Origin of the sequence: Massilia agilis, from assembly GCF_024756255.1 — a bacterium.
Classification (GTDB): Bacteria; Pseudomonadota; Gammaproteobacteria; order Burkholderiales; family Burkholderiaceae_D; genus Telluria; species Telluria agilis.
The window spans coordinates 1,114,191-1,139,130 of the sequence record NZ_JANUHB010000002.1 but is presented as its reverse complement, the minus strand read 5'-3'; the positions used below and the strand labels follow the sequence as shown (position 1 = coordinate 1,139,130).

Here is a 24,940-nt window from a genome sequence, read left to right as displayed (position 1 = left end):
GGAGGTTCAGTGAGCGCCACCCGACGGTGGCGCTTTCAGGGCTCAGTACGCGATCAGGCCTCGCACTTGAGCAGCTTCACCGCCTGGAAGTTGGCGATGCCGCCACCCACGCGCTTGCGGGCGAGGAAGCGGACGTGCGGGAAGGCACTGGCCGCATCGCGCAGAACGGCGATGCCCTTGCGGTCGATGACGTAGTACGCACGCTTGAAGTCACCGAAGGCTACCGGGAACGTGTTGGCCCCCAAGTCCGGCATGAAGTCGTCGGTAACAACGCCGTGACCAAGCAGCTGACCGGCGACACCGTTCAGCAGGCCGGACGGCGCCCACAGGTAGATACCGTTGCCGTCCTTGAACTTGCGGATTGCAGCCAGCGTTGCGTCGTTCATCGTCCAGACGGCATTGGCTCGGAACTGGCGCTTCAGCGAGTGCTGCAGGTCGATCAGGCGGTCGCTCGGGTTGGTCGCGGCGAAGGCGGCGGCGCCCCCGGACTTCACGTAGCCAACCTTGCCCCATTCCCAGCCGTCGTTTTCGACCATGCCATAGGCTAGCAGGCCGCGCGGGCCGTTGATACCGTCGCCGTCGATGAAGTCAGACCCTTCCATTTCGGCGAATTCCATGCCGATTTCGTCCTGCAGGTCGCTTTCCACGTCCTGCACGGCATCTTCCAGCGCTTCGCTGGTGATGCGCTGCTCGGAAATGTAGGTGCCGGCCTTGAATTCCAGCTCGACCCAGCTTGGGCTGTTGCCGTTCGTCGGCGTGGTGTTCTCACCGCCACGTTTGGCACCCGAAGTGCCGGTGACCTTCACCAGCTTCTTGTAGCTGGCCTGGCCAATGGAGCGGACGGTGGCGATCTGGCGCATGGAGCTGTAGCTGCCGATCACGCGATCGATGCCTGCTTCCATTTCTTCGCCCACCAGGAAGCCGCCTTGGCCAGCATTGCCCACGTTGATGGCTTTGAGCTGCTCAGCCGATAGACCCTTGAGGTCTTGGCGAATGTACTGGCTCATGGCAGCTTTGTACTCGGCGTAGCCGTCGGCCGACAGGGGAGCGAACGACTTGCCGGCTTCGATCGCCGCGGCTAGTCCCTTGGCGTTGAACGCCTTCAGCACAGCAGCTGCTTTCTGTTCACCCTCCGACGACAATTGCGGACGCTTCGACTTGAGAGCGATTTCCTTGAGCTCGTCGCCGGCCTGCTTGAGGTCTTTTTCCATTTCGGCCAGCTTGGCTTCGAGATCGGCCGTACCCTTGCCTTCCTCGATCGCCTTGAGGCGGGCATCGTTGGTCTTTTTGTACTCTTCCCAGGCGCCGCCTTGCTTTTCGAGCGCTTCTTTCACGCCTTTCAGGTCGATTTCACCAGCGAACGGCATCATGCCGGCAGTCCCGAGCGAAGCGAAAACGTCGTGGGGGATGAGCGGGTGGCCCATCAGTGCAAAGATCGCGAAGATCGAGAGCAGGGCGATGAGGCCGATGGTCAGCTTGCGCTGCATGTTCAGGTTGCTTTTCATGTTCAGTCCTTTCAGGAGTTGGTGGTTGGTTCGGTGAACTTCACGATCGAAGCCACCAGGTCGCCCAGCTCGTCGCCAGACTCCCTCTGGCCCGACAGGGACTTGAAGCGGCCGATGAAGGCCGCGGCCTGCGCTTTGCTGAGTCCTGCATCCCGCAGGAACTCTTCCGCTTCGCGCACGGTTTGGATGGCGTCGATGGCGCTCTTGACGGAGCTGATCTGCGCCGAGGGATTTGCCGGGAAGGTGACGATGGAAACCTCCCACAGGTCGACCTTTTTCAGGGTTCGCACGCCCGTTACCCTGTCATAGCTATCTTCGCGGACCGCATAGCCGATGGAAAGGCCGTTCACAGCCTTGGCCTTCATTAGCGCCCGGGCCTCGCGGGCACGCTGCACATCGTCCACGAGCAGCTGGCCCTTAACCCAAAGACCAGCCGCCTGTTCTTGCATCTCCAGGTACGGCCCAATCGGCTCGCCCGAACGGTGCTGCCACAGGATCGGGGGCAAACGGCCCGATGCTTTCCATTGGGCGAGCGACTCAGTGAAGGCGCCAGGTGCAACGATGTCGTTGTCCAGATCGACGTTTCCGAAGATGCTGCCGAAGCCTTCGAAGACGCCATTCTCCTGCACCGCCTTCACTTCGAAGGGGCGCTCGATGTACTTTATTTCCATGATTTCCCTTTAATTAGGGGGATTCGATACGGCAGGCTTGCCTTGTAGCGGAGGCAGCTTGGAGGCTTCGCCACCCATTGGGTCCAGATCCTCGAGGGCGCGGATTTCATCCTGCGTCATGAACGCCGGCGAGCCGCCGGAGCCGAGGGCCTTACCGTAGTACTCGCCGCGGTCTTTGGCGGATGCGGCCATCAGGCCGTTCGTGATGAACTTCCAGTAGTAGCCCTTGGCGCGCTCGGCATCCGTCAGTAGGTTGACGTTTGCCGAGTCCTGAACACGCTTGTACCAACGGCCTTGGGTGCGCACCTTATGCGCGTTTTCCATCACCTCCGCACTGGCGTACGTGTTTGCCTTATCGCCGGTGTAGCCGATGATCGACGGCAGCACGCCAAAGAACCGGCAGACCTCCTCAATTTGCTGGTCACGCATTTCCTTATGCTGCGCATCCACGCTGGTCATTGCTGTAGAGAGCCACTTGGCGGCACGGTCGAGCACAAGCGGAGCGCCGGTATTGCCAGCGCCGCCGGCTTCACGCTTCAGCCAGGCAGCCAGCTTGCTGTGCTGGTCCGGTGTGAGCGTTCCTTCGACCGAGTAGACGCCCGAAGGGCGTACACCGTTGGCATGAAGAGCCCCGGCACTTTCCTCGAGCGCCAGCGACAGACCAAGAGCCTCTTTTGCCACGTACAGCGTGTCAATCCCAAGGAAACCGTCCCAGCTAGGACCGCGCACGTGCCAGATCTGAGCCGCCGGAATATCAACTTCCCCGCCAGACTTTCCGCGCACCTTGTAGCTTATGCTCCAGTCCTCTTTCTGCTCGGCCTTCACCTGACTTGGGTTCAGCAAAATCAGCTCACCCACGGCGCCGCGGTACATGTTCTTGAAGACGTAGGCGTTGCCCAGACTGGCATGCAGCCCGAGCGTTTCCATGAATTCGAACGAGGTCTGCCAGCCGTTCGGCTTCGCAGTCAGCAGGTCGTACATCTTGTGGTCGCGGGCTACACGCTTTCGCGGCAGGCCTGCGTCCTCATAGTCCTGCATCAGCTTGAAAGGCACCTGCGCCAGCCCTTGAGAGATCTCGCGCATGCAGGCCATGGCCGCGGAGACCTTCCAGATCGTGTCGCGATTGACGGTAGGTCCAGCCTTGGAGCGGCCTCCCATATCCATCAGCTCAATCCAGCGCTCCCACACGTTACCGGTGCTCTTGCGCTCGACCGCGCGTGCCAGGATGCCCATTACTTATCGCCCCGCGCCAATATGACACCGCCTGCCAGAGCAAAAGCGCCGCCCACGATCCAGCCCGCCGGCATGGATACCATTCCCGCGCCGAATGAGATAGCAGCGGCGCCAGCCAGCATCAAAATGTCGGGCAAATGCGCAAACAGCTCTTTCATTGCTACTCCCAAAAGGACTGCCCACCGCCAGCCGGGTTAAGGGCCATCAGCGAGGCCGCGTTAAATGCCGCCATCAACGGGTCGATCTTTGCCGAGCCCGATGCCTGCTTAGTGATCAAGATCGCGTTCCCGCGCGGCTCCACACGGGCGTTACCGACGCACCAGGCCATCATGGGCCGCCCACCGTGCACCAACTCCCGGCCGGCAACCTTGCGTTCCGTGGTCTTGATCGCGCTACCAAGGCGCCAGCCTTGCGAAATGCCGACGATCTGTTCCATCGTGAAGTCGCGCCCTGGCGCGGTAAGTTCATCCACAATGTCACCGATGCCAGCGGCGTCCACGCCGATTGACTTCTCTTCCGGAAGCAGGCCGGCGTCCCGCACGCGGCAGACCACATCGGCCACCGCTACCACGTCATCGCCTGGCTGCTTAACGAGTGTGAGGTCACCATCCTTCGCAAAGTCCAGCAGCTTGCTCGCCACCTCTTTCCGCCGCTCGAGCACGATTTCATGTGCCCAGGCGTGAGCCCACAGCAGCCAGCGCCGAGTTTCCTTCTCACGGCCGATCACGACGAAGCCCAGCAAGTCATCCAAGCCGCCGCCATCGATCCCGACCACTGCGACCTCGCAACGATCGAGCAGGGATTCCAGCGTCAGCCCCTTCTCGCCTTGTCGCTCCCAAAAGTCGGCGCCGGCCCAGCGGTCAGAGCGTAGGTTCAGACCGATCTCCACATTTAAGTGCTTGGCCAGGAACTCCTTGAACTCCTGTTCGCCGGTCTCCTTCGCCTGGCTGTACAGTTGGGTAATACGCTCGATATCTACTGAAGCGCCCCAGTTCGGGTTCGTGATGTAGGCGTTCTCGAGGTCCCGATACGCTCCGCCCTCAAGCATCGCGGGCGGGAACTCATAGATCACCGGAAGAAACTTCTTATCTACGATCTTGCCGTCCCGAACCTTGCGGGCATAGTCCAGCTTCGCCTTGAATACGCCGGCGGGCGGCTCGGCAGATTGTGTCGTCGCGTAGATGACAAAGCCCTCAGGCCGGGACGCTAGACCACCGGTCGCCTCGAGCAGCATGTTTGATGCCTTGGCCTGCTTTCCAAATTCGTGGAGCTCGTCCACGAACACGAATGACGCCTTTTTCCCGGATACCGTGTCACTATCCGCAGCTACCACTTTCAGGGTAGCCTCGGTCTCCCTGTGGGTAATCGTCCGGAAGTAGTCCTGCACCTTCAACAGCGCAGACAGCTCCTCATCTGCCTTGATGAAATCGCGGATCGGCTTGTAGCTGTTGTCCGCGATCTCCTTAGTCGGACTGAGGATCAGTAACTCAGCCGATTTTCGCCAGTTCATCAATAGGGCGCAAAGCATGATTGCCGCGGCTATCGTGGACTTCGCGTTTTTTTTGCTCACCATGAGCATGAATTCGTTGATGTGGCGCCGGCCGGTTTCCGGATCCTCGGCGCCGAACACTGCCCGAACGAAGTTCCGCAACCAGGGAAGCGAGGCATCACCGAGCAGTGGCTGACCCATTACGTCGGTCAACCGAAACTCACTGCACATATCCCACGCCTCGTCCGCCACGGATGGGAACAAGGGAGGGCAAACGATCAAGCTCTCCCGCTTGACGATCCGCGATTCCCAATCGGGACATGCAGTAGTCCAGTCGTTCACTTAACTGCCTTCCCATCGGCGGCGGCAAGTCGAGGCATGCCACGCCGACCGAACTTTCCACCGGCCGCTTCCTTTTGAGCTGCCTCGGCATCGTCCTTCGCTTTGCCGCCTTCGCCAAGCTTCTTGTGCATGAAGGGCAGGGCTGCGGTCGCGGCTCGCACCTGGGCGACGTTTGCCTCAACCTCGCCCAGCCATACCGCTTTCAAGAAATCGAGCGGGTCAGCTAGCCCTGTCGCTGCTGGTTTTTTTGGTTTGCGACCGGCCCCAGGACGGGCGCCGCCGCTTCGTCCTTTAACGCCGGCCATTTGATTTCGATTTGATACGGGAGGGATTTTTTTGCGCGTGAGAGACCATGCGGTGTCGGCCCGAAGGGGCCCAAAGATCGGATGCCCCCCCTGGTCAGCCTCCGCCGGCGCGGCGAGCCGCTTCAGCCGCCGTCTTGGCCTCGTGGTGAGGCGTGCACAGCAGCTCCTTATTATCGTCGTCGTCGCTCCCGCCTTCCCATAGAGGGCGGATATGGTCAACGTCTACGCCTAGGGTCACCTTGCCCTCGCGCTTGCATGCCTGGCACAGCCCGCAGTCGCGCGCGCGGATCCGCTCCCGGTCCTTGACGCCGGCATACCCACGCTTGCGCTCGACCGCGACGTTGGGAGCCGCCTGAATGCGCGAGAGGTTGGCGGCCTGGATACGGGGCTTGAGGGTGGTGACGCGCATCGAGGCTCAGACAGGTTGTTGTTTCGCGCTACCGAAGACCGCAGCGTGCAGCCAGTCGAGCGGCTTGGCCAACCAAGGGCAGTACAGCTCGGCCGATGCACCGATGCCTTCACTGGTCGCTTCGGCCTGCACAGTACGCGTGCGCATCCACCACTTGCGGGCATACCACGACAGGGCTTCACCGACTTTCATCTCAGCTTTGTTCATGCTCATTCCCTCCCAGGTTCGCCACAGGAACCAGCCGTACCAGTGCCGCCAGCCCCATCCCGCTCGTCCCGTAGCCCTTGGCCAGTAGGATGCTCATCGCCTCCGCGCTCTCAGCCTGACGCTGGGCGATGGAGCTCAACATGGCATCGTTCTCATTCATAACCGCGCGCACGATCGCGCTGGCGTATTCGGCTGGCGTCATGGCGCATGTCCAAAAAAAGGCCCGGCACCAAGGCCGGGCCGAGTACCGCCAGAACAGGCGGCGGGGACACTGAAACTACAAGAGGGGGTGTGCATACCGTGGCTCGCGGAACGGACAATGCCCGGAAATCCCACCACAAGAACTCCCTTGCCTAGAGCAGCAGACTGAGCATCGGGACCACAATAGGATCAACAGCCTGTCAACCAATATGCAAACTTACATAAAACGCATTTGCCGCTTTGCCAAGCACTACCGGCCAATCTTTTCCCTGATACACGACGTAGCGTTGCTCATCGCGTGGGTGTACACGCATGGTCTGAGCTAGTACCAAAGCAAAAAGCCCGCTGACCTTTCGGGGCGGGCTTTACGTTTCTTCCGGAGACGCCGGGGGCTCCCATCGGGAACCCTGTCTCGTCTTTGTATCGACGGAAATAAATTGTCAGACAGGATTTTGCTCTTATGCTTTCGCACTGTCAACGTACTATCGCGATTCCTTCTCGGCCGCGGCGAATATCGCCTTTTTCTCATCATCGTTCAGAGATGGGAGGCCATAAGGACAGATGCGAAGGGCTTCTTTCACTATCGTTGCGCACCGTCTTGTAGTGGCCTTCGTCGGCATGGCTGTTACGCTGGATATAAGGCTGTCTACTGGGCCCAGGTACCGGGCCTTTGCGAGGTCAACCGTGGCGCTTGCTTGGTCGGCATAAGCTTGAGCTGCGCATGCAGCGGCACCTTCCGTACCTAACCGATAGGCTTCCGGCGTCGTGGGCGGGCATCGTTCAGAAAGCGATTGGAGGTCAAGAACAGCGCTTCTATATGCCTCTTGTAGATTTGCATTGAAAAAGTCACTTTCGGCAATGACGCCGGCAATTGAGACCAACGTTATCAAGCCGAAGGCCCCTCTACACATCGGGTCTCTGAAACTCTCCAGCAGACCGCGGAGGATCGCGTACCCCGCCAAGACCGCAAAAAGGGACGTGGACAATGCGTATATCGGATGACCTTGATAGAGCAAGATCGCGGAACTCGCAAGGCACAGCAGCAGGGCAGCTGCCGCGAGCCAGTATTTTGCAAAGCTCATGTGTTCCTCTAGGTAAGTCTCAACAGCATAACGTTTCCACATGGCAACAGTCAACAAAAATGCTTACGAAAACTCTTGCTAGTGTAACCAATTTTGATTACAATTATCTCATCAACTGAACGAAAGGAGGTGTGGTGAAACAAAGTGAGTTTGTCAGGTGGCTCCAGCAGTACGGCGCGACGTTCGAAGAAGGCAAGCGACACACGAAAGTCAAACTGAACGGCAGAACGAGCTTCCTACCGAGGCACCCAAGCAAGGAACTAGCAACAGGGCTTGTAGAGGGTGTGAAGAGGCAACTAAAACTAAAGTGAGGGGAGCCCCGAAAGGGGTTTCCCTACGATCACCACATCAAGATTCAACGCACCTAGAAAAGGGCAAACCTATGAAATATCCAGCGACCTTTACCCGAGAGCCCGAGGGAATAGTGGTTGCGTTCCGAGATCTTCCCGAAGCAATTACTCAAGGGGATGACGAGGATGACGCAATGGTTATGGCACGCGATGTGCTGCGTGAGACCATGGGGGTTTATCTGTCTGAAAAGCGCCCCGTACCACTTCCTTCAAAGGCACGTCGAGGTGAGCAACTTGTAGAGCTACCGCCAAGTGTGGCCGCAAAGGTTTTTCTTATGAACGAAATGCTTGCGCAAGACGTGGCGCCATCTGAGCTTGCGCGGCGAATGGGAACGACCAGGCAAGAGGTCAATCGGCTCACGGACTTGGAGCATTCGACGAAGATTGACCGTATTGCGGATGCGATCTCAGCTCTCGGTAAGCACTTGGAACTCGGGATCGGAAACGATCAGAGCCTGTTTGCTCAGCCCTAGTGGTTCGATCTTCGAACCATGGTGAGGATTCCGCATCAGATATCGTTCGCAAGTCTGGTGCGGAATCTCTTTTGCTGATCGCGCAAAGCTGCAACTTCTTTCGGGTGCAATTTGCGCCAGCGCTGCCAGCTTTCGTCCTTGAGCTTGTGTCTTATCCAAGCGGGGAGGTCAGGCTTCGGGCTGAATGGAGCCCGGTGGCGAGTGCACCGCTCGCAATGGCCAGAGGCAAGATGCTGCTCGCAAAAGAACAGACCGCAACCAGTTTCGCCTCCGTACGGCTCGCCACCGCAGACGTAGGCTAAGCCACGGTCAATGGCCTTATTGCAATCGGGATGATCGCAATGCGCTGGCACGCCGTAACCGATGTCGCGGTTCCACTTCCTATCAAACCCTACCGCCCAGCCCATCATGCCTCCAGAGTTAGAAGTTTTTCGATTGCCGCTTTCGCCTCGGTCATCGCTTGGTCAAAATGGAGTGACGGCCGGACGCGGATCCGCAGGCGCCGGCATGTGATGTCCGCTGGTAGGCGAGTCACGTAGTACATCTTCAACAGTAGGAACTGCTTTGGAATGAGCTTCACCACGGTTCGCTCGAGCAGCACCGCGTCTACCTCGTCCACCGGATCGCTGACCTCGTGTCCACTCCAGACATTCCCCAGCGCTGCCTTGCGCATCCGGTCGCAAATAAAGCCCGTGATGCTGTTGGCGTCAGAGGGCCGTGTGCGGACCTGGCACCAGCGGGACCAGTTCTGCAGGCGGCTCTCAATGTCTTTTTGTTGGCTCAAGCGGCCTCCTTTTGTAATTCCTTCAGCTTCCGCCGATACGTGGTGATGATTTCCCTGAGCTCGGGAATAGAATATTTGCGCTCGGTTTGGTCGGCTTCCAGCGCTTCCACCGCCGCCTGTCCAATACGAGCGATCAGACCAATTCGGTAGCTGACGTGGTTGCCGGCCAAGTGCTTGTTGCAGTGCTTGCATTGAGCCCATACGTTCTGTTCTACGAAACGGAGGTGAGCAGCACTGCCCACGCTCCGGTAATGGCCCGCGTCGACTTGATTTCCGCTCCAGTCCAGAGGTAGACCACACGAAATGCAGCGATGACCAGCAATCCGGCATACCTCGCGGCGGTAGGCGTTGAATACTTTCTGAGCCTCGAGCAGCCACGTTGGCTTGCGCTTGAACTTCTCCAGCGCCTTCTTCGTGGCAGCTCGATCTTCCTGCTCCTGTTTTCTCTCGGCTCGTTGTCGCTGTGCGACTGCTAAGAGTTCTGCGCATACCGAACCGCATGCTTTGTGCGAAATCGAGCGGGGCTCAAACTCTGCCCGGCACGACTTCACCGCACATTTGCGCTTCCTACGTTTGCGCGGCTGGTCGGAGGTTCTAGAAAAGGTCAAGCTGCCACCCTCAGGCATTGTTGAACCTGCCGCGGTACCACAACGACACCAAGCGACGACAGTGGCGTCAGGTCAACATTGAAGCCAAACAGAGCAGAACCGTGGCTCGCTGCCTCCTGGCGTCCGTTCTCTCGCAACACCCCGAACTTGAGGCGCCCTTTGAAGAACAGGATTGAGTCGGCAGCGAGCAAAGCCTTCTGGAACGTCCGCGTGTCGGGATGCGCTGGGATCAGCAGGGCGACTCGCTTGCCCATCCGTGCCTCAGCGATACACCGAGTTACCCAGCGATCTCGAGCTTCGCCATAAGGCGGGTTGCACCAGACCGTATCGCCATCCCAAGGGAGCGAGCATCCGTCCTGGGGAAGACAGTAGAAGGCGCGGGCGTCGGTCGGGTTACCAGGCTCAGTACACGGATCTAAATCAAAGCCGCCGAGCAATGATCGCACCGGCTCAAGTACATATGCTGGAGTAAGCATCGCTTGGCGGGCGTGATCGTCTGGCCGGCGACGCTTGGCGTTGTCGAAACGATGCGATGCGCTCATGCACTAACCCTCCGCGACCACTCGGGTTCGTCGCTGCGTGCTATTCGCTTCGGCGGAACGTACGGTTGCCGGATCATGACATTGATGGAGCGGGGCAGGGCGATTTCTCCGGCGGGCTTCCGTGCTACCGGTCTTTCCTCCTGCTCCAGCATCTCCAGTGCAATCTGCGTCAGGTCGTATTTCCCGTCAGTGCGAACTTCGAGCCAACCGCTGTTGACCGCTTCCCGCAACATAGCGGTGCGCTTGGCCGGCTGATCGCCAAAGTCGACCGCTGAATAGAGCTCTTCGCGGGATTTTGGCCCTTCTGCGAAAATTAGTTGGGCGGCGCTACGTGCTGCCGAAGGGCGCTTGGTGAGTTTGCTCATGGTCTGATTTGTGTTGTTAAGCACGACGGAAGCTCGGCCAGTCGAACGAGCACACGAAGCTGTTCTCGTGCAGTCGGTCGTCTACTCGGTCGGTCACGTACTTGCCCAGGTTCTCGAAAGCCTGGTTGCTGATCACGACGACAGGCAGCTCGGCGTTGTACCGGCGGTTGATGACTTCCGTGAGCAGCAGCTTCGAGTTCTCGGTGTCCGGGGTGGCGTCGATCTCGTCGAGAATCAGGAGGTCATAGCGGCAGAAGCGCTGAACCTCGCTTTCCTCAGTCATCCCCTGGGCTTTGCCGGACGGGCTGTACGCCACCTGAATCTCGGAGATCATCTGCTTGGCCGTGCAGTAGCGGACGCTAATCGACAGGCTGTTGATCAGCGATTCGGCCAGCTCGGACGCAACGAGCGTCTTCCCCGTGCCTGGGAGGCCGATCAACGCGAGGACGGCCCACTTACGGCCAGCGGCGATCGCGTCACGGAATGCCTTGACCTGCATCCGGACGGCCCGGTGCGGTGCCGTCGTCGCCTTAAAATCTTGGCCGCGGTAGCGCTTTGGCACATCCGCGATAGCGTGGAGATCCTTTGCGCGCTCCTTGCGCTGGCGCTCGGCATCGGCGTCACGGCACGCCTTGAAGTGGCATTCGGGGCAGTACCAGGCGCGAGCGCCGAAGTTCGGGTGCAGGTAGACGATCTGCATGCCGTGGGTTTCGCAAGTGCCGTCCACCTCGTGGAAGCCGGCGGGCATCGGTGCATTGAGTCGGTCCATGTTCTCCCCCTAGTTGAACGTGATTTCGCCATCTACCGGCACGGTTACGCCGTGGCGCTGCATGCTTTCGGTCATAGCTGCGGTGGTGCTGCTGTGGTCAAGTCCGGCCACGTTGAACTTTCCGCCGGTAGCGGATGGCGCCGGCGTGGCGAGCAGTTGGGCGACGATGGGCTCGAGGTAGCCGATCGATACATCGCTCCGGTTCTTCTTGCCCAGCGCTTCCTTCGCCCGGCCAACGGCGGCGATCAGCAGGGCGTCGGTCACGGCGTCGTTCTGCGCCCAGGTGACAGCCACGGTCGGATGGCTTGCAGTAACTCTGACGCCTTGGGCACGCAGCAGCAACGAGATCTGCACGTTGCGGGCGAGCTGTAACGGTTCGCTTGGGTGATCTCTCTCCGGCGGTGTACCAGCGCCAGCATCAGTTGAGGCTTGTAGAGAGATTGCAGAATCTATTTCTGGTGTTTGGGTATTGGGTATTGGTGATTGGGTAGCCGTTGCAGGCGTTGCAGGTGCCGTTACAGGTGACGTTACAGGTGACGTTACAGGTTCCGTTGCAGTGGCGCGTCCAGTAGTTGCAGGCAGCTTCTTCACCAGCTCGCGCAGCTCCTGCATGCTGATGTTCCAGGGCGCGTGTTGGCCAGCCTCGGTAAGAAGCTTGAACAGGCGTGCACGCTCTTCCCGGTGACGCTTGACGCGGTTCTCTTCGTTCGCCTTCTTGATCTCGCGTTCCGGCTCGCCCGCGATAAAGCGCGCAATCTCAGCATCGCAGCGCTCATTGTGCCAGCCGTCGTCCTCCAGGGTGAAGAACTCATTGAGGACCGTTACGACGGCGTCGCGTTCTTCTTTCGATCTAGCCGCTACCAGGCGCTGGACGGCCTTTACGTCCGCCGGCAAAGGCTTCTCGGTGGCATAGCACTTGCGAAGCAAGCGGATATAGGCCGCGTCCTCAACGAACGAAAGGTGCGCCGTCGCCTCGGCATAGTCGCCAATGTGGAGCTCGAAGTAGTTCATTCGCAGAGGCCGTGAAGTGAGCTGCACATTGTTGGCATCTGGTCGTCGACGCGGAGGATGTCGTACTGTTTTCCGCCACGGCTGGTCTTCGACCACTCGACAACTTCGTCGATGCCAATACCGCGACCATCGGCAATTGGGAAGAACGTGGCCGGCATACCCATCTTGCTAACCAAGGTGACGATCCGTTCCCATTCACGTAGACGCGCGATCGCTTCAGGGAAGTGCCTCGACAGCAGCAATACGCTGTCCTTTACCTCGTACTTACATGGGCCGCAGCCAACACGCTTAAAGCCTTTCGCATATAGCGGGTTCAGCTTCAGGCCCATGTACCGATGCGCCTCGAACACGTCATTGATGTTCCATCGAAGGATGGGCCGATAGTTGAACAGTCCGCCGCCGACCTCGTCACACGTTCGTACGCACGCCCCCGTTCCTTGCAGCGATAATCGTCTCCGCGGGCTTTCGTCGATTCGCACTCCTTGCCATGACAGCACCATGCCGCCGGCTTCACAGGCCGGTAGCAGCACCTGCTCGATAAGCACGTCGCGTTTGAGACGTTCCGAACACCAGTCGCCCTTGAGCGAAGGGAACATCCCTTTAATCATGCACAGGTCGAGGAAGACATTCCCCGTCGGGGACATTAGTTCGGCGGCCCGTGCTGCCAGCTCCGGCGTCCACCTGTGCTTGCCGCGCTTATCGACCTCTTCGCCGGCGGCAATGCGCAGCAAGAACTGCCGCTTTGCCTCCATTTCTGAGGTGAGATCAGCCCTTACGATTCGTAACGGCTTATAGCCATGCTGCACCAGCCACTCGCTAAAGTAGGACCAGTGGTCATACGTCACCTGAAGTTCGTTTTCGGTATCAGCACTGACAGCTTCGAAGGTTTCGGGATCGACTTCCTGCGCTATTGCGACGCAAGCAGTAGCGCCACTGTCCTTGCCGCCGCTGTACGAGAGAATGTTGCGAACCTTCACGGCTTGACCCCGTCCAGCCGTGCAGCAGAGGTAAGGGAAGCCCACACAACGGCTTGCCCGTAAGGGCGCAGCTTTGCGAACAGTTCCGCTACCTGATGCGGGTCAATGACCGGGCCGTTGCTTGGAGCAGACTGTACGTTGGGGGAGCTGGCGTCTCGAGCGCGAGGACGGCAAAGATCGCAGTGGGGATTAGCGCACATTACGCGGCCTCCAGCTCGTCCTGGTTCTCCGCTTGGCAGCGGTCCCACTCGGCCTGCCATTCGGTGATGGCGCCGTACTGGTGGCTTTCAAAGCCGTGCTGGTCACGGTCGGCACCGCGTGCAAACGCATCGCGGGCCCGGGCGCGGATCGTATCGCGCGAGATCATCGGTTCATCCATCAGGGTTCCCTCGTTATCGGTTTGGCGCTCTTTGGCGCCTGTCAAAGTAAAAAAATGCTTCGGCCTTATCGCCGTGCTAAATTGCCGTTTCCTAGCAAGAATCCCTGAAAGGATCGACATGGACTTCACCCTCATCTCCCAAGCGACGAGTAGCCTTAATGCCGCGGTCACACTTGTGAAAGGTTTCGTGTCGCTCCGTGATGAAACCCAACGCCTCACAGCGGTGAATGAAATGCTGGCAAAACTCTTCGAGGCGAACAGCAAGCTCAATGACCTCGTGATTGCAGACGCGGAGAGAGCGGCCGAATATCAAACGCTCTTGCGTGAGAAGCGCGAACTGGAAGATGAACTTGGTCGAGTCAAGGCCGAAAAGGCGGACTTCGATCGCTATGAGCTTGCGGAGGTGGCGCCGGGCGTACTCGCCTACGCATTGCGCGATGCTCATCGTGGACTGGAGCCGATGCATTACATATGCCCGGCTTGCCGCAACAACAGTAAGAAGTCGATCCTCAAACGCACCGAGAATGCGACACAGATCGCGCTGGTCTGCCAAAACTCCGATTGCAAAGTTCATCTTCAGATTTCCACTAAAACACCGAGACCGATTGCCTACTCGAGCACTGGCTGGCCGGGCTAACCCACAGCGCGCAGCTTGTTGTCGTGCTTTGCCAGCTCAGCATCGATCGCACGGATCGTGCTGGCGGTGGATTCGGCTAGGTCAACTGCTTCTTTCCGGGCCGCGATCAGCGCCTCGGGCGTTTGGTTGTTGCCGGCGGCGAGAACCGCCACCACTGCCTCGGACTGCTCCTTGACCAGTGAACTTGCCAGTGTGGCGGCATCAAGGCAGCCTTCGAATGTCTGTTCAGTGCTACGGGCTTCCAGCGCCAGCGGACGCATGATCTGGTTCAGGACGTGCAGCTGCAGATCGGCAGGCAGGATCGCCACGACTGAAATCAGCATATCGGCCGGCAGGTTGCCCGCCTCATCGAGCCAGCGATACAGCTTTTGTGCCGCGGTCTTCGCTCGGTCGTACGCATCCTTCTTGCTCGAGTCGAACGTGATCCCGGTCGCGATGTCGGCGCCCAGGCGTGCGTGTGCCTCGATGACGCTGATCGCCACACTCTCGCGGCTCAACCCATTGGCATTGCGCCAGTTCTCGATCTCGGTGCGGAGAATCGAGGTAGCGGCCTGCGGCTGAGGATTGCTCTTCATGACTGTTTCCCCTTGTGAATTTATTCTTGTGTTAACAACTAGAAGACAGGGACCTGAAAATGAACAAAGACGACTTCGTCCACCAAGCCCGAACTACTCATCCGGTCCGGCGCGTGGCTACCTCATCCGCGTACGTTGTGAGCTTGATGAGCACCGAGCTCTTCGGATCCTCGTGCTCGCCAGAGAGAATCCGGCTGATCGTCGGCTGACTCACGCCAGCGATATCGGCTATCTCCACTTGCGAGCAGCCGGCGTCTAACAGCTCTTTAACCAGCGCTTGAGGGGTACGTAGTTCCATGGCCACCGAGAAAGTTGTTTCTGGACATTCTATACGAAAACGTATTGCTGTCAATGCGAAACAGCATAATGTGTTGCGTGATGAGTATGCGCTAACGCATATTTGTCAGATGGATAAACCCAACCTTCAGGTAAAGAAGAACCTCGAGTGGCTGATCGCGCGCGCTCGCACGAACCCATACGAGCTTCAGAAGAAGGCCGGGGTCCCCCAACCGACCATTCACAGGATCCTCACAGGGGAAAGCACCGACCCGCGTACAAGGACGCTTCAGCCCTTAGCCGACTTCTTCGGCGTTACCGTGGCGGACCTCCGAGACAAGGACCTGGCTAACGACCAGGCGGGTCGCGGGTTGTCACCCGGGACTTTCCAACGAGTGGAGGCGGCAGGGGAGGATGATGCTGGGTTAATTCACATTGCCAAGGTACGTCTCCGCCTCTCCGCTGGGATCAAAGGGTTTCAGGTTGAACCAGAGCCTTATGATGGGACAACCCTTACTGTGCCCGTTGCGTGGATCGAGCGCCGCGGTTACGACCCTAAGAACCTGATCGCGGTAAGGGTTAAGGGAGACAGCATGGAACCGACCCTCTATCAGGACGACCTGGTCATCGTTAATACGGCCGATACCAAGGCAGTCGACGGGCAGGTCTATGCCTTCAACTATGAGGGGGAGCCTGTCATTAAGCGTCTAACGCGCGACGCAGGCCGCTGGTGGCTGACGTCTGATAATGCCGACCAGCGCAAGTACCATCGCAAAAGCTGCGAAGGTAGCGAGTGCATCATCGTTGGGCGGGTGGTAAAGCGAGAGAGCGAACGACTATAAAGGGGATAGGGATGGGGCGCACCGGCTTCGTTGCTGTAGTAGCGGCTGTGATTTTGATTACAGCCGGCGGCATCTATCTGTCCAAGCGCGAAGCCTGGTTTGCTATCCCTGCCGCACGGGGGCCCATTCTTGAAGTTCTTCGCGACCCCGATAGTGCCCAATTCCGCAATGAGTTCCTCGGCCCTACCGGCACCCTATGCGGGGAGGTGAATTCGAAGAACGGCATGGGTGGATATGTCGGGTTTAAGAAGTTCATCGCCAATGTTCAGATCGGTCCCTATCTGGAGGATGAGGGCCCGCTTGGCCCGGAGACGCATGAGAAGACGATGGCGCTGCTCGACCAAGAGACCACTATCCTCCACCGGTTTAACAAGTACCGCGACCAGATACCAGGTCTCACAGCTCCGCCTAAAGACGAGCTCGAGAAGATGGCGCGCAGTGACCTCTTCAAAGCAAAGTGGAGTGAGCTTTGCGTGAAAGGCGCTTGAGTGACCATTGCGAAGGTCCAAGCTGCGATTGCAACGCTCAACCAAGTCCGACTGATAGTCGCTCTCGTGCCCTGCGATCTTATTTGCGGAGAGGGAGAAGAGGTATTGCGTCGGCTCGATCTCCACTTCCCTGGGTATCCCGTCACGCTCATCTGCAGAGACAGAGATTGCCTCAGTGTACAGGCGCCACCGGCTGGTGCGGCTTCGTTTTGATGCCAATAGAAACAATTGGTGAGTTTGCTTCGGTTGTGAAAAGATAAACTGTAGGCGGTTCGGTATAAGAATTGATACAAGCGCGCCATGACTTACTACACATACGATTACCTACCCGACTTATCGCTAGCCGCTATGCAGTCGGCGCGAACGCTGACACTGGTTAAGGAGACTGATCCTTCATTGTCACGTTGGGAAAACGCAGCTCTGTTTGCCTCCACGGAAAACTATGCAATTCTTCACGACACCTTCGTGTTCAGTGGGGTCAAGGGCGCAACTTATGACGTGGTGAGCTCCAGCTTTTTCGACCCGTTTATCCTTGAGGTCTACGACAACAAGGGTAATGTTATCGCCGTTGATGATGGCCAGATGGCTTACGGGTACGACCACACTAGTTTCATAGCACCCTATACAGGGCTCTATTATTTCAGCGCGTCATGGTATCAGGGCTCTTCAAGCTCGAACAAGGCAGTGGCAGCAGGCGTGTTTGAAGACTTGGACACCGTTCCAGGGATGAAGAAGAACATCATTGCCGGGAGTGACGGAAACGACAGGATATTAGGCACCGAGGATAGCGATGACGTGAATGGAGGCGCGGGTACCGACACTTTCGTATTGGGTCGCCAGCGAGCCCATTACTCAGTCATCGTTAAGGACGGGGTCGTTACCGTGACTGATACCGATGGTTTAAGCGGCACAGATACCCTACAAAACGTCGAGCGCATCCAGTTTTTTGATGAAATCATGTCTTTCGAGACCAGCGGCATCCCGGCGCAAGCGTATCGGCTATACCAAGCAGCTTTTAACCGTGCCCCTGATGCTGCAGGACTAGGTTACTGGGTAGGGCAGCTCAATCACGGCGCGACAATGCAATCCGTTGCGACCGCGTTTGTCGGGTCAAATGAGTTCAGGTCGATGTTCGGTACAACGCCGACGAACTCTCAGGTTTTGTTAGGCGTGTACCAGAACGTCCTGCACCGGCCGCCCGACCAGTCCGGATTTGACTTTTGGCTGGGCTTACTCAATAACAAATCGATCACTGTGGTTGATATGTTACTTTCGTTCAGCGAAAGCCCCGAAAACCAGGCACAAGTAATTGGCTCCCTGCACGCTGGGTACGAATATACCTTCTAGCCGTAGAGGTCCCGCATCCCGGACGCCCGCCGAGAGCGGGCTTTTTTACGACAAAAATTATGCGTTTTCGCATTGACTTTGACGATACGCAATCGTATAGTATCTCCAACGCAACGAGCTCAGCAGTAGCTAAGGTGAGGCGAAGGAGAGTAGGGATGAACAGCAGCGGGACGAAAGTAGCGCATACCAAAGGGCCATGGAAACGCGACGGCCAGGACCGAACCATCAGTTCGCCCACGGGCGTGATCTGCGAGTGCCGGTCGCACATGGGCGTTGATGAAGCAGAGGCGAACGTATGCCTGATCTCCGCGGCGCCCGAGCTGCTTGAAATCGCTGAGGAAGTGTTGGTCGATGACCTGTTTCCGTACCTCCCGGCCGAGTTCGTCGCGAAAGTCCGAGACGTGATTGCCAAGGCTACTGGAGCAGCGGAATGAGTGCCAGCTTTCGCAAAGCGCTCAAGCGCCCGCTGCTTTGGCTGAACGCTTGGCGCTTCAAACGTAGTGAGGGCGCCTGCGCTTCGCTTCTCGGGCGCCACGGCAATACGACTGCGAAGCTCTATCAGCAGCACCTCCGCCAGATGAAGCTGCGTGCGCAGCGTGAGCAGATCCGCAACTGGTAGCACAAAACACAAACCAAACTTCCAAAACAGGGGATGCAGATGAGCGACAGTATCAAAGACAATCCGGCCGCAGACGAGGTGATAGTTTCTTACAAGGGTTTCGACCAGAACTGGCGGTGCCGCGGCTTTCAGTATGCACTCGGTGAGACCTTCACCCATGACGGCAAGGTCGAGGCTTGCGCTTCCGGCTTTCATGCCTGCGAGTATCCCTTGGACGTGCTCAACTACTATCCGCCGGCCGGTAATAAATTCGCGATCGTGGAGCAGTCGGGCGAGTTGAGCCGGCATAGCGAAGATACGAAGGTGGCGAGCAAGGTGCTCAAGGTCAGTGCCGAAATAACCCTGCCTGGCCTGATCAAAGCCGCCATCGAATACACGGTTTCGCGCTGCAATCCGGTCGATCCGGAGTCGCCAGCGTACTCAAAAGAGGCGCAAGGTGCGGCTTCGGCCACCGGCACCCGCGGTGCGGCTTCGGCCACCGGCTACAGCGGTGCGGCTTCGGCCACCGGCGACAGCGGTGCGGCTTCGGCCACCGGCTACAGCGGTGCGGCTTCGGCCACCGGCTACAGCGGTGCGGCTTCGGCCACCGGCACCCGCGGTGCGGCTTCGGCCACCGGCTACAGCGGTGCGGCTTCGGCCACCGGCACCCGCGGTGCGGCTTCGGCCATCGGCGACAGCGGTGCGGCTTCGGCCACCGGCGACAGCGGTGCGGCTTCGGCCACCGGCACCCGCGGTGCGGCTTCGGCCACCGGCTACAGCGGTGCGGCTTCGGCCACCGGCGACAGCGGTGCGGCTTCGGCCACCGGCACCCGCGGTGCGGCTTCGGCCACCGGCGACAGCGGTGCGGCTTCGGCCACCGGCCCTCATTCTGTCGCGATGGCTAGTGGTTACGCTGGGCGGGCGATGGCTGGCGAAACAGGTGCCATCGTTCTCGTCTACCGGAACGACGAAGATCAACTGGTCCATATCCGCGCAAGCAAGGTCGGTGATAACGGTATCAAGGCCGGAGTCTGGTATTCGCTCGATGCAGAAGGACAATTCGTAGAGTGCGTGGATGCAGAGAATGACTAAGTCGATGGATCAAGCATACCTGCGCGCGCTCTTCGCTGATGAAGTCGAGTTGGCTGGCCTGCTCAAGTACTACAAGGTAAGTATGCCGCCTGACCTAACGCCTACTACCTGGCTTTATCCAAAGCGTAGGGATACCAGTGGTGCTCGTGATGCGATTCCTGTTCCGCGGTGGCGCCGCGAGTGGCAGAGCGCGGGTCCGCTCCTGGGAAGGTATGGGTTGAGCATCGCGCAGAACACCGTCGAGGGCTCGGTAACGGCTTTTAGCCGGACGGCGACTCAATCGGTAACCGAGAGGTTTGCAGACCATCCTGACGAGCAACTAGCAATCATGGCGGCGATCGTCCGCACCGTAATCCTGTGCCTTCAAGGTGTCGAGATCAGCCAATGAGATACCTGATCACCGTCCGCGATGAGAGCGGAGAACGCACGTACGACGCGATCGGGAACCGCGATGCACTGATGGATGCAGCGTACGACGCCGGCGCCCTGGGCGTGTCGATTCGCCGCGCCTGAGCAATTCCAACAACCATAAGACTAGGGGAAGACCATGTTTTTCAAGAACCTGCAGCTGTACCGCCTTCCGGCACCGTGGAACGTCGAGCCCAATGCGCTCGCAACCATGCTCAAGACGCAATCGTTCGTCCCGCCCAGCAGCAACGAACTGCTGCGCTACGGGTGGGATTCACCCCGCAAAAATGGCGGCCTGGTGCATGTGGTGAACCGTCAGATGCTGCTGGTGCTGGCCACCGAAAAGAAGATCCTGCCGGCGGCAGTCGTGAAACAGGTCGCAGCAGCGAAAGCGGCTGAACTGGAAGAGCAACAGGGCTTCCCGCCGGGGAAGAAGGCGATGAAGGAACTGAAGGAGCGCGCCGCCGACGAGCTGCTGCCGCGCGCCTTTCCGAAGCGCGAGAACACCTGGGTGTGGATCGATCCCGTGAACGGCTGGCTGGTGGTGGACGCCGCGATCCCGAGCAAGGCTGACGACGTGATCAAGTTTCTGCTCAAAGCTGTGGACAAGATGCCACTGGAATCCCTACGCGTGCAGCGCTCGCCGGTAGCGGTGATGACCGGCTGGCTGGAGATGGATGAGGCACCGGCCGGCTTCACGATCGACCAGGACGCCACCATGCGCGCGACTGGCGAGAGCAAGGCCCAAGTCGGCTACCGGCGCCATGCGCTCGAGCCGGACGACATGCGGCGCCATATCGCGGCCGGGAAGCAATGTACGCGCCTTGCGCTTACCTGGATGGACCGGATCTCGTTCGTCCTAACTGAGAATCTTTCGCTGAAATCCGTCAAGCCGCTTGACGTGATTGCAGAAGGGAAATCCGCGACATATGACGACGCGGAACGTTTCGATAATGACTTTGTGCTGATGGCTGGTGAGCTCGCGGAACTGTTCCGCGACCTGGTCGCGGCGCTTGGAGGTGAAACATGCCAGCAAAACGACGCCGTATCTACCGAGCCGAAACCGAGCAAGAGCGCCGGGACCGGGAAGAAATAGCTAACGCGAGAATGCTTTCTCGTCTTCGATCAACCAACCATCGCGTGGCCCGCGAATTCCAAGCCGAGATGGATCAGATCGATCAGGAAGCAGCCAAAGCTGAAAAGGCACAGGTCAACGATGAGAAAGATCCCCAGCCCTGAACAGAATGAGCCGCTAGATGAGGCCGGCTACCAGCACCAGCTTTTGCTATTGAAGTCGTTTCACTGCGCCAGGCCGGTAATCCATGAAGGGCTCAACCAGTTCATCAATGGCCTGACGATGAACCGTGCTGGCGGACACATCGAGATGACGGTGTACCTCGCAGGCAAGGCTGATGGGATCGATAGCGCTCAGGTTCAGATAACGCGGACGGGAAAATCTGCGGCGTAGCAGCACTGCAGCACGACCATTACAAAAAGAAGATTGGGGAAACTATGGAAGCGAATCGGCAACAAAAGTTCGTAAGCTCAGACTTGTGCTCATCCGAAATACGGAGGCGCATGCTTTTCCGCTATGACTATAGGTTACGGGTACTCGCCGTCGATCCAAACACCAGCATGCTTAAGTGCGCTTTCGACAGCCTCCTTCTCGGTGTTGTACTCGGTGGCTTCCGAAATCGAGCGCTGGTAGACCGTGACACGCAAATCGGGCTCGCCGTCGACGTGTTTATGCACAGAGAAGGCGTCACGGAATCGCCCTTCTGGAGCACCCGTTGGGTTCACTACCACGGTGTAATCCCGATAAATGGTACCTCGCATGATGCGCATCTTGTCTCCTTTGGATCTATTAAGACGGGAATCGTAGCACATCCCATTACGCGGCGGACTAGCCGCTGCATCAGCTGCCATCAGCCCCTTGGCAAACCACATTTGGCCGGCTGCCAGTTTGCCCGCTACACCATTCACTGAACGGAGAAACGATGAATAGCAAAACTAATGTTCCTGCAGTGAGCGGGTTGACTAAAGAGCGGGTCTTGGAGCTGGGTGAGAAAAACGCCTATGACGTGATCGAGGATGGGGGCAAGCCGGTATATATGTTCGGGCCGGCTACGCTGGTCGAGTTTGCCCAGGCGGTTGAGCGCCATGTTCTTTCGCAACGCGCCGCTGACGGTACGAGCGGGTTGACGCGGTACGGGTTGATCGGCTCGCTGATGAATCCGATGTCGCATGGCGCCTACTACCGCGTCGAGGACGTTCAGGCGCTTCTCGCCACCAAGGCAGCACAGCCAGCAGTGCACGCAAGCGATTGCGCCATGCACAACGAACCGGCCATGCCGAACGGGCCGTGCGATTGCGGGGCACGGCCAGCTGCGGGGCAGGTGCCGGAAGATCGTAAGGCGCTGCGCGATGAGGCGCTGTCGGCAGCGCGCGAATTGGGCGACTGCGAGCATGAGCATGCCCGCAACCTCGGCAAAGGCGGACCGGGCGTCGAGGAAAAGGTGCGTCGGGCCGAAGCGCGCGTAGTGGCCGCTATCAATGCGCTCGCCGCCGTCCCTGTCCCACCAGTACCTCAAAAAGATTAACGAGGGAAATGGTATGACCGCTACGAAAGAAATCAGTGTCGATTATCTCCGCGAAAAATTCAGGTATGACCCAGCAACTGGCGAGTTGTTTCATAGGCCTTCTGGTCGCCATGTAGGAGCGCCTAGCAAGGGCTATCTCAAACTGAATCTGCTCGGCACAACGAGAACTGCCCACCGCGTTGCTTGGGCGCTTTATTACGGGGAGTGGCCCCGATTACAGGTCGATCATTTAGACAGGGACCGATCGAATAACAGGATAGAAAATCTTCGCTTGGCAAGCCCCAGCCAAAACAACATGAACATGGGCGTAAAGGGCGCGGTTAAAGCTAAAGGCGTTTCTCTAGATGCGAAACGGAGGAAGTTCAAAGCCGAGATAAAGCTCAATGGCGTCACTCGGTTCCTTGGGTATTTCGAATCAGTTGATGAGGCTGCCCATGCTTATAACAAGGCTGCCATCCAATACTTTGGTGATTTTGCATGCCTTAACCCGATTGGAGAAGATAAATGAGCGACAACAAGTATAGCGGTGGCGCAGCCGAGCAGCCGGGCACGAACCTCGCGACGCAGGGGATGGCCGACTGTATGGACATGGTGCGCCAAGAGCTGATCGAGGCAGGGATTATCGACAAGAGCGTGCCGCCGATGATGGTAGCAAACGCGGTCATCGCCCACCTCGCGCGCCAGGCTAAGGCTGGGGCGGTGGATCAGGTGGATGAGCAGGCGCTGAACGACGCGGCATGGGAGTTCATCGAGAAAGCTCCTGAAAACTCGATCACCGGCCAGCTTTGGAACAACCTCAAGCAGGCACTTCGACCGGCAATCCAGAAATACATCGCATTGGCCGCTCCCACGCAGGCCAGCGCAGCGCAATCCGCCCCGGTCGCGCAGGAAGGCGAGCAGAGTGACAACCGTGGCGATCTGCTCGACTACTGCGCGGACATCTCCGGCGCTGCACCAGATGCCAGCGCACAGGCCAAATCGGCCGGTCTGGTGAAGCACGGCGACGTTCCCACAATCGAAATCACGCTGCGCCAAGCGAAGGCACTTGTTGAGTTCTTCGGCGGCCATGACGGGGAAGTGTCGATCATGGAGCGCCCTGCCGTGTGGGCCGATCAACCAGAAGGTCTCTATGCCTACTGCACCGAATACCCAGACGAGGGTAGCCAGTATCTCGGTCCGACCGAAGTTGACGACGATCTCGCAATGAATGGTGAGCCTGCCAGCGCACAGCCCGCACTGGCTGCTGGGCAGGTTGCTGGCGTAATCCTTGACCTGATCCACCGCACCCATGACCTGAACTGGTTCAGCCGGGGCGACGAGGACGAGCCGTTCAGCAGCGATGCACACGAGCGTGCTCACCTGGTCGAGTGCATCTTGAAAGTCGCACCGCAATTTGGCGCACAGGCCGTACAAGCCGATGCCCTGCACCTCGCAGCACGCGAAGTTCTGGCAACCGAGCTGGGTGAAATGGCATCGACCGGGAGCATGGTGCCGTGCGAGCACGCGCTTGGCCTGCTGCGTGATGCGGTGGAGGGTAAGGCCGCACAAGCCGAGGTGAGGGATGCGCTGAAGCTGTCGGGCAACCTGTGCGAGATCGGCCAGCTTGAGGATGAGGATGGCGAGCATGGCATTGTCATCAAGCGCGAGTTCAACTTTGTGACCATCAAGGGCTTGACGATGGACGAGGTGCGCAAGCTGGCACCGCTCGCGTTCGATGACGCAACCATCAGCATCAGCCGCCGCACCCCGGCAGACGACAGCCAGAACGCTGTGGGCGGTGCGTGATGGCCCTACGCTGGAAGAAGAACCCTCGCCCGAAAGGACTTGCCGGAGTGGTGGCTGGTCCGCAGGGCAGTGAGCTGCGCGACGGAGAGCGGCGCTACGCTACCACTGGATACATCGACGGCCGGATCAACAAGGGCAGGAAAAGTGGCTGGTATTGGGTAGCTGGTTGGCAGTCCGGCGTTCCGCACAAGAACACATGCGACAACCCGGTTCTTGATGAAGAAACAGCGAAAACAGCCGCGTTGGAGTACGTGCGCAAGTACCTGAAGACCGCCGACAGCCAGAAAGGGGGCGGCGATGCGTGACTGGAAGCGTATCCCGACAAGTGCAGAAGTGGCGGCAGTGATCCGCGCTCGCCACGGCAAGGAACTGGTCGTGTTTTCCTCGTTCAGCGACCCTGATGGCACGTTCAATGGTGGCGCAGGCGTGCGCGGAAGGATGGAAACCGCGTGGGGATTCAGCGGTGCCGATGCGCCGATCCTTGAGGCGCGCACCACATGGGACATCGACATCGAACAGCAATACGGGCGCGCAAACGAGAAGCACGAATATTGGCTCTGCGCCGCAAAAACCGACGACTAAGGACAACC

Annotated in this window: 39 protein-coding genes; 18 read left to right on the top strand and 21 right to left on the bottom strand. The window is 58.8% G+C overall.

What is annotated here, in order from left to right; all coding sequences use genetic code 11:
* Nucleotides 1-53 precede the first annotated feature (53 nt).
* The 10 genes from NX774_RS12195 to NX774_RS12150 all read right to left on the bottom strand — a co-directional run bounded on the left by NX774_RS12195 (nucleotide 54) and on the right by NX774_RS12150 (nucleotide 7,444).
* A complete protein-coding gene (locus NX774_RS12195; RefSeq protein ID WP_258822445.1) occupies nucleotides 54-1,505 on the bottom strand; it encodes a phage major capsid protein in 1,452 nt (483 codons plus the stop codon).
* A gap of 11 nt (nucleotides 1,506-1,516) precedes the next feature.
* Complete coding sequence (locus NX774_RS12190; protein ID WP_258822444.1) at nucleotides 1,517-2,176, bottom strand: HK97 family phage prohead protease; 660 nt, start codon at nucleotides 2,174-2,176, stop codon at nucleotides 1,517-1,519.
* A gap of 9 nt (nucleotides 2,177-2,185) precedes the next feature.
* Nucleotides 2,186-3,409: a phage portal protein gene (locus NX774_RS12185; protein ID WP_258822443.1), complete on the bottom strand. Its 1,224-nt coding sequence runs from the start codon at nucleotides 3,407-3,409 to the stop codon at nucleotides 2,186-2,188.
* Nucleotides 3,409-3,567, bottom strand: a complete 159-nt coding sequence (locus NX774_RS12180) for a hypothetical protein (RefSeq protein ID WP_258822442.1) — start codon at nucleotides 3,565-3,567, stop codon at nucleotides 3,409-3,411. Before NX774_RS12180 ends, NX774_RS12185 begins: the two co-directional genes overlap by 1 nt.
* A 2-nt stretch (nucleotides 3,568-3,569) precedes the next feature.
* Complete coding sequence (locus NX774_RS12175) at nucleotides 3,570-5,240, bottom strand: terminase large subunit (RefSeq protein WP_258822441.1); 1,671 nt, start codon at nucleotides 5,238-5,240, stop codon at nucleotides 3,570-3,572.
* On the bottom strand, nucleotides 5,237-5,545 hold the full coding sequence (locus tag NX774_RS12170) for a hypothetical protein (protein ID WP_258822440.1): 309 nt from the start codon (nucleotides 5,543-5,545) through the stop codon (nucleotides 5,237-5,239). The genes NX774_RS12175 and NX774_RS12170 overlap by 4 nt, the downstream gene beginning before the upstream one ends.
* A 94-nt stretch (nucleotides 5,546-5,639) precedes the next feature.
* Nucleotides 5,640-5,954: an HNH endonuclease gene (locus tag NX774_RS12165; protein ID WP_258822439.1), complete on the bottom strand. Its 315-nt coding sequence runs from the start codon at nucleotides 5,952-5,954 to the stop codon at nucleotides 5,640-5,642.
* 6 nt (nucleotides 5,955-5,960) lie between these two features.
* Nucleotides 5,961-6,161, bottom strand: coding sequence for a hypothetical protein (locus NX774_RS12160; RefSeq protein WP_258822438.1), 201 nt, complete (start codon nucleotides 6,159-6,161; stop codon nucleotides 5,961-5,963).
* Nucleotides 6,148-6,363: a hypothetical protein gene (locus NX774_RS12155; protein ID WP_258822437.1), complete on the bottom strand. Its 216-nt coding sequence runs from the start codon at nucleotides 6,361-6,363 to the stop codon at nucleotides 6,148-6,150. Before NX774_RS12155 ends, NX774_RS12160 begins: the two co-directional genes overlap by 14 nt.
* Before the next feature lie 481 nt (nucleotides 6,364-6,844).
* Complete coding sequence (locus NX774_RS12150) at nucleotides 6,845-7,444, bottom strand: hypothetical protein (RefSeq protein WP_258822436.1); 600 nt, start codon at nucleotides 7,442-7,444, stop codon at nucleotides 6,845-6,847.
* Nucleotides 7,445-7,575: 131 nt separating this feature from the next.
* On the opposite strand from NX774_RS12150, the gene NX774_RS12145 reads away from it, so the two are divergent.
* A complete protein-coding gene (locus NX774_RS12145; RefSeq protein ID WP_370660423.1) occupies nucleotides 7,576-7,755 on the top strand; it encodes a type II toxin-antitoxin system HicA family toxin in 180 nt (59 codons plus the stop codon).
* A gap of 71 nt (nucleotides 7,756-7,826) precedes the next feature.
* Entirely contained in the window at nucleotides 7,827-8,267 is a 441-nt protein-coding gene (locus NX774_RS12140; protein WP_258822434.1) for a type II toxin-antitoxin system HicB family antitoxin, read from the top strand.
* Between the two features lie 406 nt (nucleotides 8,268-8,673).
* Here the strand turns inward: NX774_RS12140 and NX774_RS12135 are convergent, their stop codons facing one another.
* The 8 genes from NX774_RS12135 to NX774_RS12100 form a co-directional block, all read right to left on the bottom strand.
* Complete coding sequence (locus NX774_RS12135) at nucleotides 8,674-9,051, bottom strand: hypothetical protein (protein ID WP_258822433.1); 378 nt, start codon at nucleotides 9,049-9,051, stop codon at nucleotides 8,674-8,676.
* Nucleotides 9,048-9,659 carry a recombination protein NinG gene (locus NX774_RS12130; protein WP_258822432.1) on the bottom strand — a complete coding sequence of 204 codons (612 nt, stop codon included), beginning with the start codon at nucleotides 9,657-9,659 and terminating at the stop codon, nucleotides 9,048-9,050. The genes NX774_RS12135 and NX774_RS12130 overlap by 4 nt, the downstream gene beginning before the upstream one ends.
* Complete coding sequence (locus tag NX774_RS12125; protein ID WP_258822431.1) at nucleotides 9,656-10,201, bottom strand: DNA N-6-adenine-methyltransferase; 546 nt, start codon at nucleotides 10,199-10,201, stop codon at nucleotides 9,656-9,658. Before NX774_RS12125 ends, NX774_RS12130 begins: the two co-directional genes overlap by 4 nt.
* On the bottom strand, nucleotides 10,198-10,566 hold the full coding sequence (locus tag NX774_RS12120; RefSeq protein ID WP_258822430.1) for a hypothetical protein: 369 nt from the start codon (nucleotides 10,564-10,566) through the stop codon (nucleotides 10,198-10,200). Before NX774_RS12120 ends, NX774_RS12125 begins: the two co-directional genes overlap by 4 nt.
* 16 nt (nucleotides 10,567-10,582) lie before the next feature.
* Nucleotides 10,583-11,335 carry an ATP-binding protein gene (locus tag NX774_RS12115; RefSeq protein ID WP_258822429.1) on the bottom strand — a complete coding sequence of 251 codons (753 nt, stop codon included), beginning with the start codon at nucleotides 11,333-11,335 and terminating at the stop codon, nucleotides 10,583-10,585.
* 9 nt (nucleotides 11,336-11,344) lie between these two features.
* Nucleotides 11,345-12,346 carry a YdaU family protein gene (locus NX774_RS12110; protein WP_258822428.1) on the bottom strand — a complete coding sequence of 334 codons (1,002 nt, stop codon included), beginning with the start codon at nucleotides 12,344-12,346 and terminating at the stop codon, nucleotides 11,345-11,347.
* A complete protein-coding gene (locus NX774_RS12105) occupies nucleotides 12,343-13,323 on the bottom strand; it encodes a phosphoadenosine phosphosulfate reductase domain-containing protein (RefSeq protein ID WP_258822427.1) in 981 nt (326 codons plus the stop codon). Before NX774_RS12105 ends, NX774_RS12110 begins: the two co-directional genes overlap by 4 nt.
* A gap of 199 nt (nucleotides 13,324-13,522) precedes the next feature.
* Nucleotides 13,523-13,822, bottom strand: coding sequence for a hypothetical protein (locus NX774_RS12100; protein WP_258822426.1), 300 nt, complete (start codon nucleotides 13,820-13,822; stop codon nucleotides 13,523-13,525).
* On the opposite strand from NX774_RS12100, the gene NX774_RS12095 reads away from it, so the two are divergent.
* Nucleotides 13,821-14,339, top strand: a complete 519-nt coding sequence (locus tag NX774_RS12095) for a hypothetical protein (protein ID WP_258822425.1) — start codon at nucleotides 13,821-13,823, stop codon at nucleotides 14,337-14,339. The two genes, NX774_RS12100 and NX774_RS12095, sit on opposite strands and share 2 nt — an antisense overlap.
* Here the strand turns inward: NX774_RS12095 and NX774_RS12090 are convergent.
* The gene (locus NX774_RS12090) at nucleotides 14,336-14,914 is read right to left on the bottom strand and encodes a toxin YdaT family protein (RefSeq protein WP_258822424.1); all 579 of its coding nucleotides are present in this window, start codon (nucleotides 14,912-14,914) and stop codon (nucleotides 14,336-14,338) included. The genes NX774_RS12095 and NX774_RS12090 overlap by 4 nt on opposite strands.
* Before the next feature lie 97 nt (nucleotides 14,915-15,011).
* Entirely contained in the window at nucleotides 15,012-15,212 is a 201-nt protein-coding gene (locus tag NX774_RS12085) for a helix-turn-helix domain-containing protein (RefSeq protein ID WP_258822423.1), read from the bottom strand.
* Between NX774_RS12085 and NX774_RS12080 the strand changes: the two genes are divergently transcribed.
* The 10 genes from NX774_RS12080 to NX774_RS12035 all read left to right on the top strand — a co-directional run bounded on the left by NX774_RS12080 (nucleotide 15,211) and on the right by NX774_RS12035 (nucleotide 21,433).
* On the top strand, nucleotides 15,211-16,032 hold the full coding sequence (locus NX774_RS12080; RefSeq protein ID WP_258822422.1) for an XRE family transcriptional regulator: 822 nt from the start codon (nucleotides 15,211-15,213) through the stop codon (nucleotides 16,030-16,032). The two genes, NX774_RS12085 and NX774_RS12080, sit on opposite strands and share 2 nt — an antisense overlap.
* 11 nt (nucleotides 16,033-16,043) lie before the next feature.
* Nucleotides 16,044-16,520 (top strand): hypothetical protein, encoded by a 477-nt coding sequence (locus NX774_RS12075; protein WP_258822421.1) that lies wholly within the window; start codon nucleotides 16,044-16,046, stop codon nucleotides 16,518-16,520.
* A gap of 300 nt (nucleotides 16,521-16,820) precedes the next feature.
* Nucleotides 16,821-17,867, top strand: coding sequence for a DUF4214 domain-containing protein (locus NX774_RS12070; protein WP_258822420.1), 1,047 nt, complete (start codon nucleotides 16,821-16,823; stop codon nucleotides 17,865-17,867).
* A 155-nt stretch (nucleotides 17,868-18,022) separates the two neighbouring features.
* The gene (locus NX774_RS12065) at nucleotides 18,023-18,301 is read left to right on the top strand and encodes an XkdD/Y8K6 family phage-associated protein (RefSeq protein WP_258822419.1); all 279 of its coding nucleotides are present in this window, start codon (nucleotides 18,023-18,025) and stop codon (nucleotides 18,299-18,301) included.
* Nucleotides 18,298-18,486: a hypothetical protein gene (locus NX774_RS12060; protein WP_258822418.1), complete on the top strand. Its 189-nt coding sequence runs from the start codon at nucleotides 18,298-18,300 to the stop codon at nucleotides 18,484-18,486. The genes NX774_RS12065 and NX774_RS12060 overlap by 4 nt, the downstream gene beginning before the upstream one ends.
* Nucleotides 18,487-18,525: 39 nt before the next feature.
* Entirely contained in the window at nucleotides 18,526-19,557 is a 1,032-nt protein-coding gene (locus NX774_RS12055; RefSeq protein WP_258822417.1) for a DUF7666 domain-containing protein, read from the top strand.
* Nucleotides 19,550-19,945: a hypothetical protein gene (locus tag NX774_RS12050; RefSeq protein WP_258822416.1), complete on the top strand. Its 396-nt coding sequence runs from the start codon at nucleotides 19,550-19,552 to the stop codon at nucleotides 19,943-19,945. Before NX774_RS12055 ends, NX774_RS12050 begins: the two co-directional genes overlap by 8 nt.
* On the top strand, nucleotides 19,942-20,070 hold the full coding sequence (locus NX774_RS12045) for a hypothetical protein (protein ID WP_258822415.1): 129 nt from the start codon (nucleotides 19,942-19,944) through the stop codon (nucleotides 20,068-20,070). Before NX774_RS12050 ends, NX774_RS12045 begins: the two co-directional genes overlap by 4 nt.
* A gap of 34 nt (nucleotides 20,071-20,104) precedes the next feature.
* Nucleotides 20,105-21,061 (top strand): recombination-associated protein RdgC, encoded by a 957-nt coding sequence (locus NX774_RS12040; RefSeq protein WP_258822414.1) that lies wholly within the window; start codon nucleotides 20,105-20,107, stop codon nucleotides 21,059-21,061.
* Between the two features lie 120 nt (nucleotides 21,062-21,181).
* Complete coding sequence (locus tag NX774_RS12035) at nucleotides 21,182-21,433, top strand: hypothetical protein (protein ID WP_258822413.1); 252 nt, start codon at nucleotides 21,182-21,184, stop codon at nucleotides 21,431-21,433.
* 134 nt (nucleotides 21,434-21,567) lie between these two features.
* Here the strand turns inward: NX774_RS12035 and NX774_RS12030 are convergent, their stop codons facing one another.
* Complete coding sequence (locus tag NX774_RS12030; RefSeq protein WP_258822412.1) at nucleotides 21,568-21,810, bottom strand: hypothetical protein; 243 nt, start codon at nucleotides 21,808-21,810, stop codon at nucleotides 21,568-21,570.
* A 152-nt stretch (nucleotides 21,811-21,962) separates the two neighbouring features.
* Here NX774_RS12030 and NX774_RS12025 point away from each other — a divergent pair, with 152 nt between their 5' ends.
* The 5 genes from NX774_RS12025 to NX774_RS12005 are packed head-to-tail and all read left to right on the top strand — an operon-like array spanning nucleotide 21,963 to nucleotide 24,932.
* Nucleotides 21,963-22,565, top strand: coding sequence for a hypothetical protein (locus NX774_RS12025; protein WP_258822411.1), 603 nt, complete (start codon nucleotides 21,963-21,965; stop codon nucleotides 22,563-22,565).
* Nucleotides 22,566-22,578: 13 nt separating this feature from the next.
* Nucleotides 22,579-23,073: an HNH endonuclease gene (locus tag NX774_RS12020; RefSeq protein ID WP_258822410.1), complete on the top strand. Its 495-nt coding sequence runs from the start codon at nucleotides 22,579-22,581 to the stop codon at nucleotides 23,071-23,073.
* Complete coding sequence (locus tag NX774_RS12015) at nucleotides 23,070-24,350, top strand: hypothetical protein (RefSeq protein WP_258822409.1); 1,281 nt, start codon at nucleotides 23,070-23,072, stop codon at nucleotides 24,348-24,350. The genes NX774_RS12020 and NX774_RS12015 overlap by 4 nt, the downstream gene beginning before the upstream one ends.
* Nucleotides 24,350-24,655: a hypothetical protein gene (locus NX774_RS12010; RefSeq protein WP_258822408.1), complete on the top strand. Its 306-nt coding sequence runs from the start codon at nucleotides 24,350-24,352 to the stop codon at nucleotides 24,653-24,655. The genes NX774_RS12015 and NX774_RS12010 overlap by 1 nt, the downstream gene beginning before the upstream one ends.
* Nucleotides 24,648-24,932 carry a hypothetical protein gene (locus NX774_RS12005; protein ID WP_258822407.1) on the top strand — a complete coding sequence of 95 codons (285 nt, stop codon included), beginning with the start codon at nucleotides 24,648-24,650 and terminating at the stop codon, nucleotides 24,930-24,932. Before NX774_RS12010 ends, NX774_RS12005 begins: the two co-directional genes overlap by 8 nt.
* Nucleotides 24,933-24,940 lie beyond the last annotated feature (8 nt).

Bases quoted from the DNA above. Each gene is read 5' to 3' on its own strand.
- NX774_RS12165 (WP_258822439.1), bottom strand. From the start codon at position 5,954: ATGCGCGTCACCACCCTCAAGCCCCGTATCCAGGCCGCCAACCTCTCG.
- NX774_RS12100 (WP_258822426.1), bottom strand. From the start codon at position 13,822: ATGTCGATCCTTTCAGGGATTCTTGCTAGGAAACGGCAATTTAGCACG.
- NX774_RS12040 (WP_258822414.1), top strand. From the start codon at position 20,105: ATGTTTTTCAAGAACCTGCAGCTGTACCGCCTTCCGGCACCGTGGAAC.
- NX774_RS12170 (WP_258822440.1), bottom strand. From the start codon at position 5,545: ATGGCCGGCGTTAAAGGACGAAGCGGCGGCGCCCGTCCTGGGGCCGGT.
- NX774_RS12045 (WP_258822415.1), top strand. From the start codon at position 19,942: ATGAGATACCTGATCACCGTCCGCGATGAGAGCGGAGAACGCACGTAC.
- NX774_RS12085 (WP_258822423.1), bottom strand. From the start codon at position 15,212: ATGGAACTACGTACCCCTCAAGCGCTGGTTAAAGAGCTGTTAGACGCC.
- NX774_RS12015 (WP_258822409.1), top strand. From the start codon at position 23,070: ATGAGCGACAACAAGTATAGCGGTGGCGCAGCCGAGCAGCCGGGCACG.
- NX774_RS12070 (WP_258822420.1), top strand. From the start codon at position 16,821: ATGACTTACTACACATACGATTACCTACCCGACTTATCGCTAGCCGCT.
- NX774_RS12030 (WP_258822412.1), bottom strand. From the start codon at position 21,810: ATGCGCATCATGCGAGGTACCATTTATCGGGATTACACCGTGGTAGTG.
- NX774_RS12075 (WP_258822421.1), top strand. From the start codon at position 16,044: ATGGGGCGCACCGGCTTCGTTGCTGTAGTAGCGGCTGTGATTTTGATT.
- NX774_RS12115 (WP_258822429.1), bottom strand. From the start codon at position 11,335: ATGGACCGACTCAATGCACCGATGCCCGCCGGCTTCCACGAGGTGGAC.
- NX774_RS12150 (WP_258822436.1), bottom strand. From the start codon at position 7,444: ATGAGCTTTGCAAAATACTGGCTCGCGGCAGCTGCCCTGCTGCTGTGC.
- NX774_RS12060 (WP_258822418.1), top strand. From the start codon at position 18,298: ATGAGTGCCAGCTTTCGCAAAGCGCTCAAGCGCCCGCTGCTTTGGCTG.
- NX774_RS12125 (WP_258822431.1), bottom strand. From the start codon at position 10,201: ATGAGCGCATCGCATCGTTTCGACAACGCCAAGCGTCGCCGGCCAGAC.
- NX774_RS12010 (WP_258822408.1), top strand. From the start codon at position 24,350: ATGGCCCTACGCTGGAAGAAGAACCCTCGCCCGAAAGGACTTGCCGGA.
- NX774_RS12005 (WP_258822407.1), top strand. From the start codon at position 24,648: ATGCGTGACTGGAAGCGTATCCCGACAAGTGCAGAAGTGGCGGCAGTG.
- NX774_RS12140 (WP_258822434.1), top strand. From the start codon at position 7,827: ATGAAATATCCAGCGACCTTTACCCGAGAGCCCGAGGGAATAGTGGTT.
- NX774_RS12155 (WP_258822437.1), bottom strand. From the start codon at position 6,363: ATGACGCCAGCCGAATACGCCAGCGCGATCGTGCGCGCGGTTATGAAT.
- NX774_RS12090 (WP_258822424.1), bottom strand. From the start codon at position 14,914: ATGAAGAGCAATCCTCAGCCGCAGGCCGCTACCTCGATTCTCCGCACC.
- NX774_RS12020 (WP_258822410.1), top strand. From the start codon at position 22,579: ATGACCGCTACGAAAGAAATCAGTGTCGATTATCTCCGCGAAAAATTC.
- NX774_RS12190 (WP_258822444.1), bottom strand. From the start codon at position 2,176: ATGGAAATAAAGTACATCGAGCGCCCCTTCGAAGTGAAGGCGGTGCAG.
- NX774_RS12095 (WP_258822425.1), top strand. From the start codon at position 13,821: ATGGACTTCACCCTCATCTCCCAAGCGACGAGTAGCCTTAATGCCGCG.
- NX774_RS12160 (WP_258822438.1), bottom strand. From the start codon at position 6,161: ATGAACAAAGCTGAGATGAAAGTCGGTGAAGCCCTGTCGTGGTATGCC.
- NX774_RS12120 (WP_258822430.1), bottom strand. From the start codon at position 10,566: ATGAGCAAACTCACCAAGCGCCCTTCGGCAGCACGTAGCGCCGCCCAA.
- NX774_RS12055 (WP_258822417.1), top strand. From the start codon at position 18,526: ATGAGCGACAGTATCAAAGACAATCCGGCCGCAGACGAGGTGATAGTT.
- NX774_RS12195 (WP_258822445.1), bottom strand. From the start codon at position 1,505: ATGAAAAGCAACCTGAACATGCAGCGCAAGCTGACCATCGGCCTCATC.
- NX774_RS12110 (WP_258822428.1), bottom strand. From the start codon at position 12,346: ATGAACTACTTCGAGCTCCACATTGGCGACTATGCCGAGGCGACGGCG.
- NX774_RS12025 (WP_258822411.1), top strand. From the start codon at position 21,963: ATGAATAGCAAAACTAATGTTCCTGCAGTGAGCGGGTTGACTAAAGAG.
- NX774_RS12050 (WP_258822416.1), top strand. From the start codon at position 19,550: ATGACTAAGTCGATGGATCAAGCATACCTGCGCGCGCTCTTCGCTGAT.
- NX774_RS12185 (WP_258822443.1), bottom strand. From the start codon at position 3,409: ATGGGCATCCTGGCACGCGCGGTCGAGCGCAAGAGCACCGGTAACGTG.
- NX774_RS12180 (WP_258822442.1), bottom strand. From the start codon at position 3,567: ATGAAAGAGCTGTTTGCGCATTTGCCCGACATTTTGATGCTGGCTGGC.
- NX774_RS12065 (WP_258822419.1), top strand. From the start codon at position 18,023: ATGAACAGCAGCGGGACGAAAGTAGCGCATACCAAAGGGCCATGGAAA.
- NX774_RS12080 (WP_258822422.1), top strand. From the start codon at position 15,211: ATGGCCACCGAGAAAGTTGTTTCTGGACATTCTATACGAAAACGTATT.
- NX774_RS12035 (WP_258822413.1), top strand. From the start codon at position 21,182: ATGAGAAAGATCCCCAGCCCTGAACAGAATGAGCCGCTAGATGAGGCC.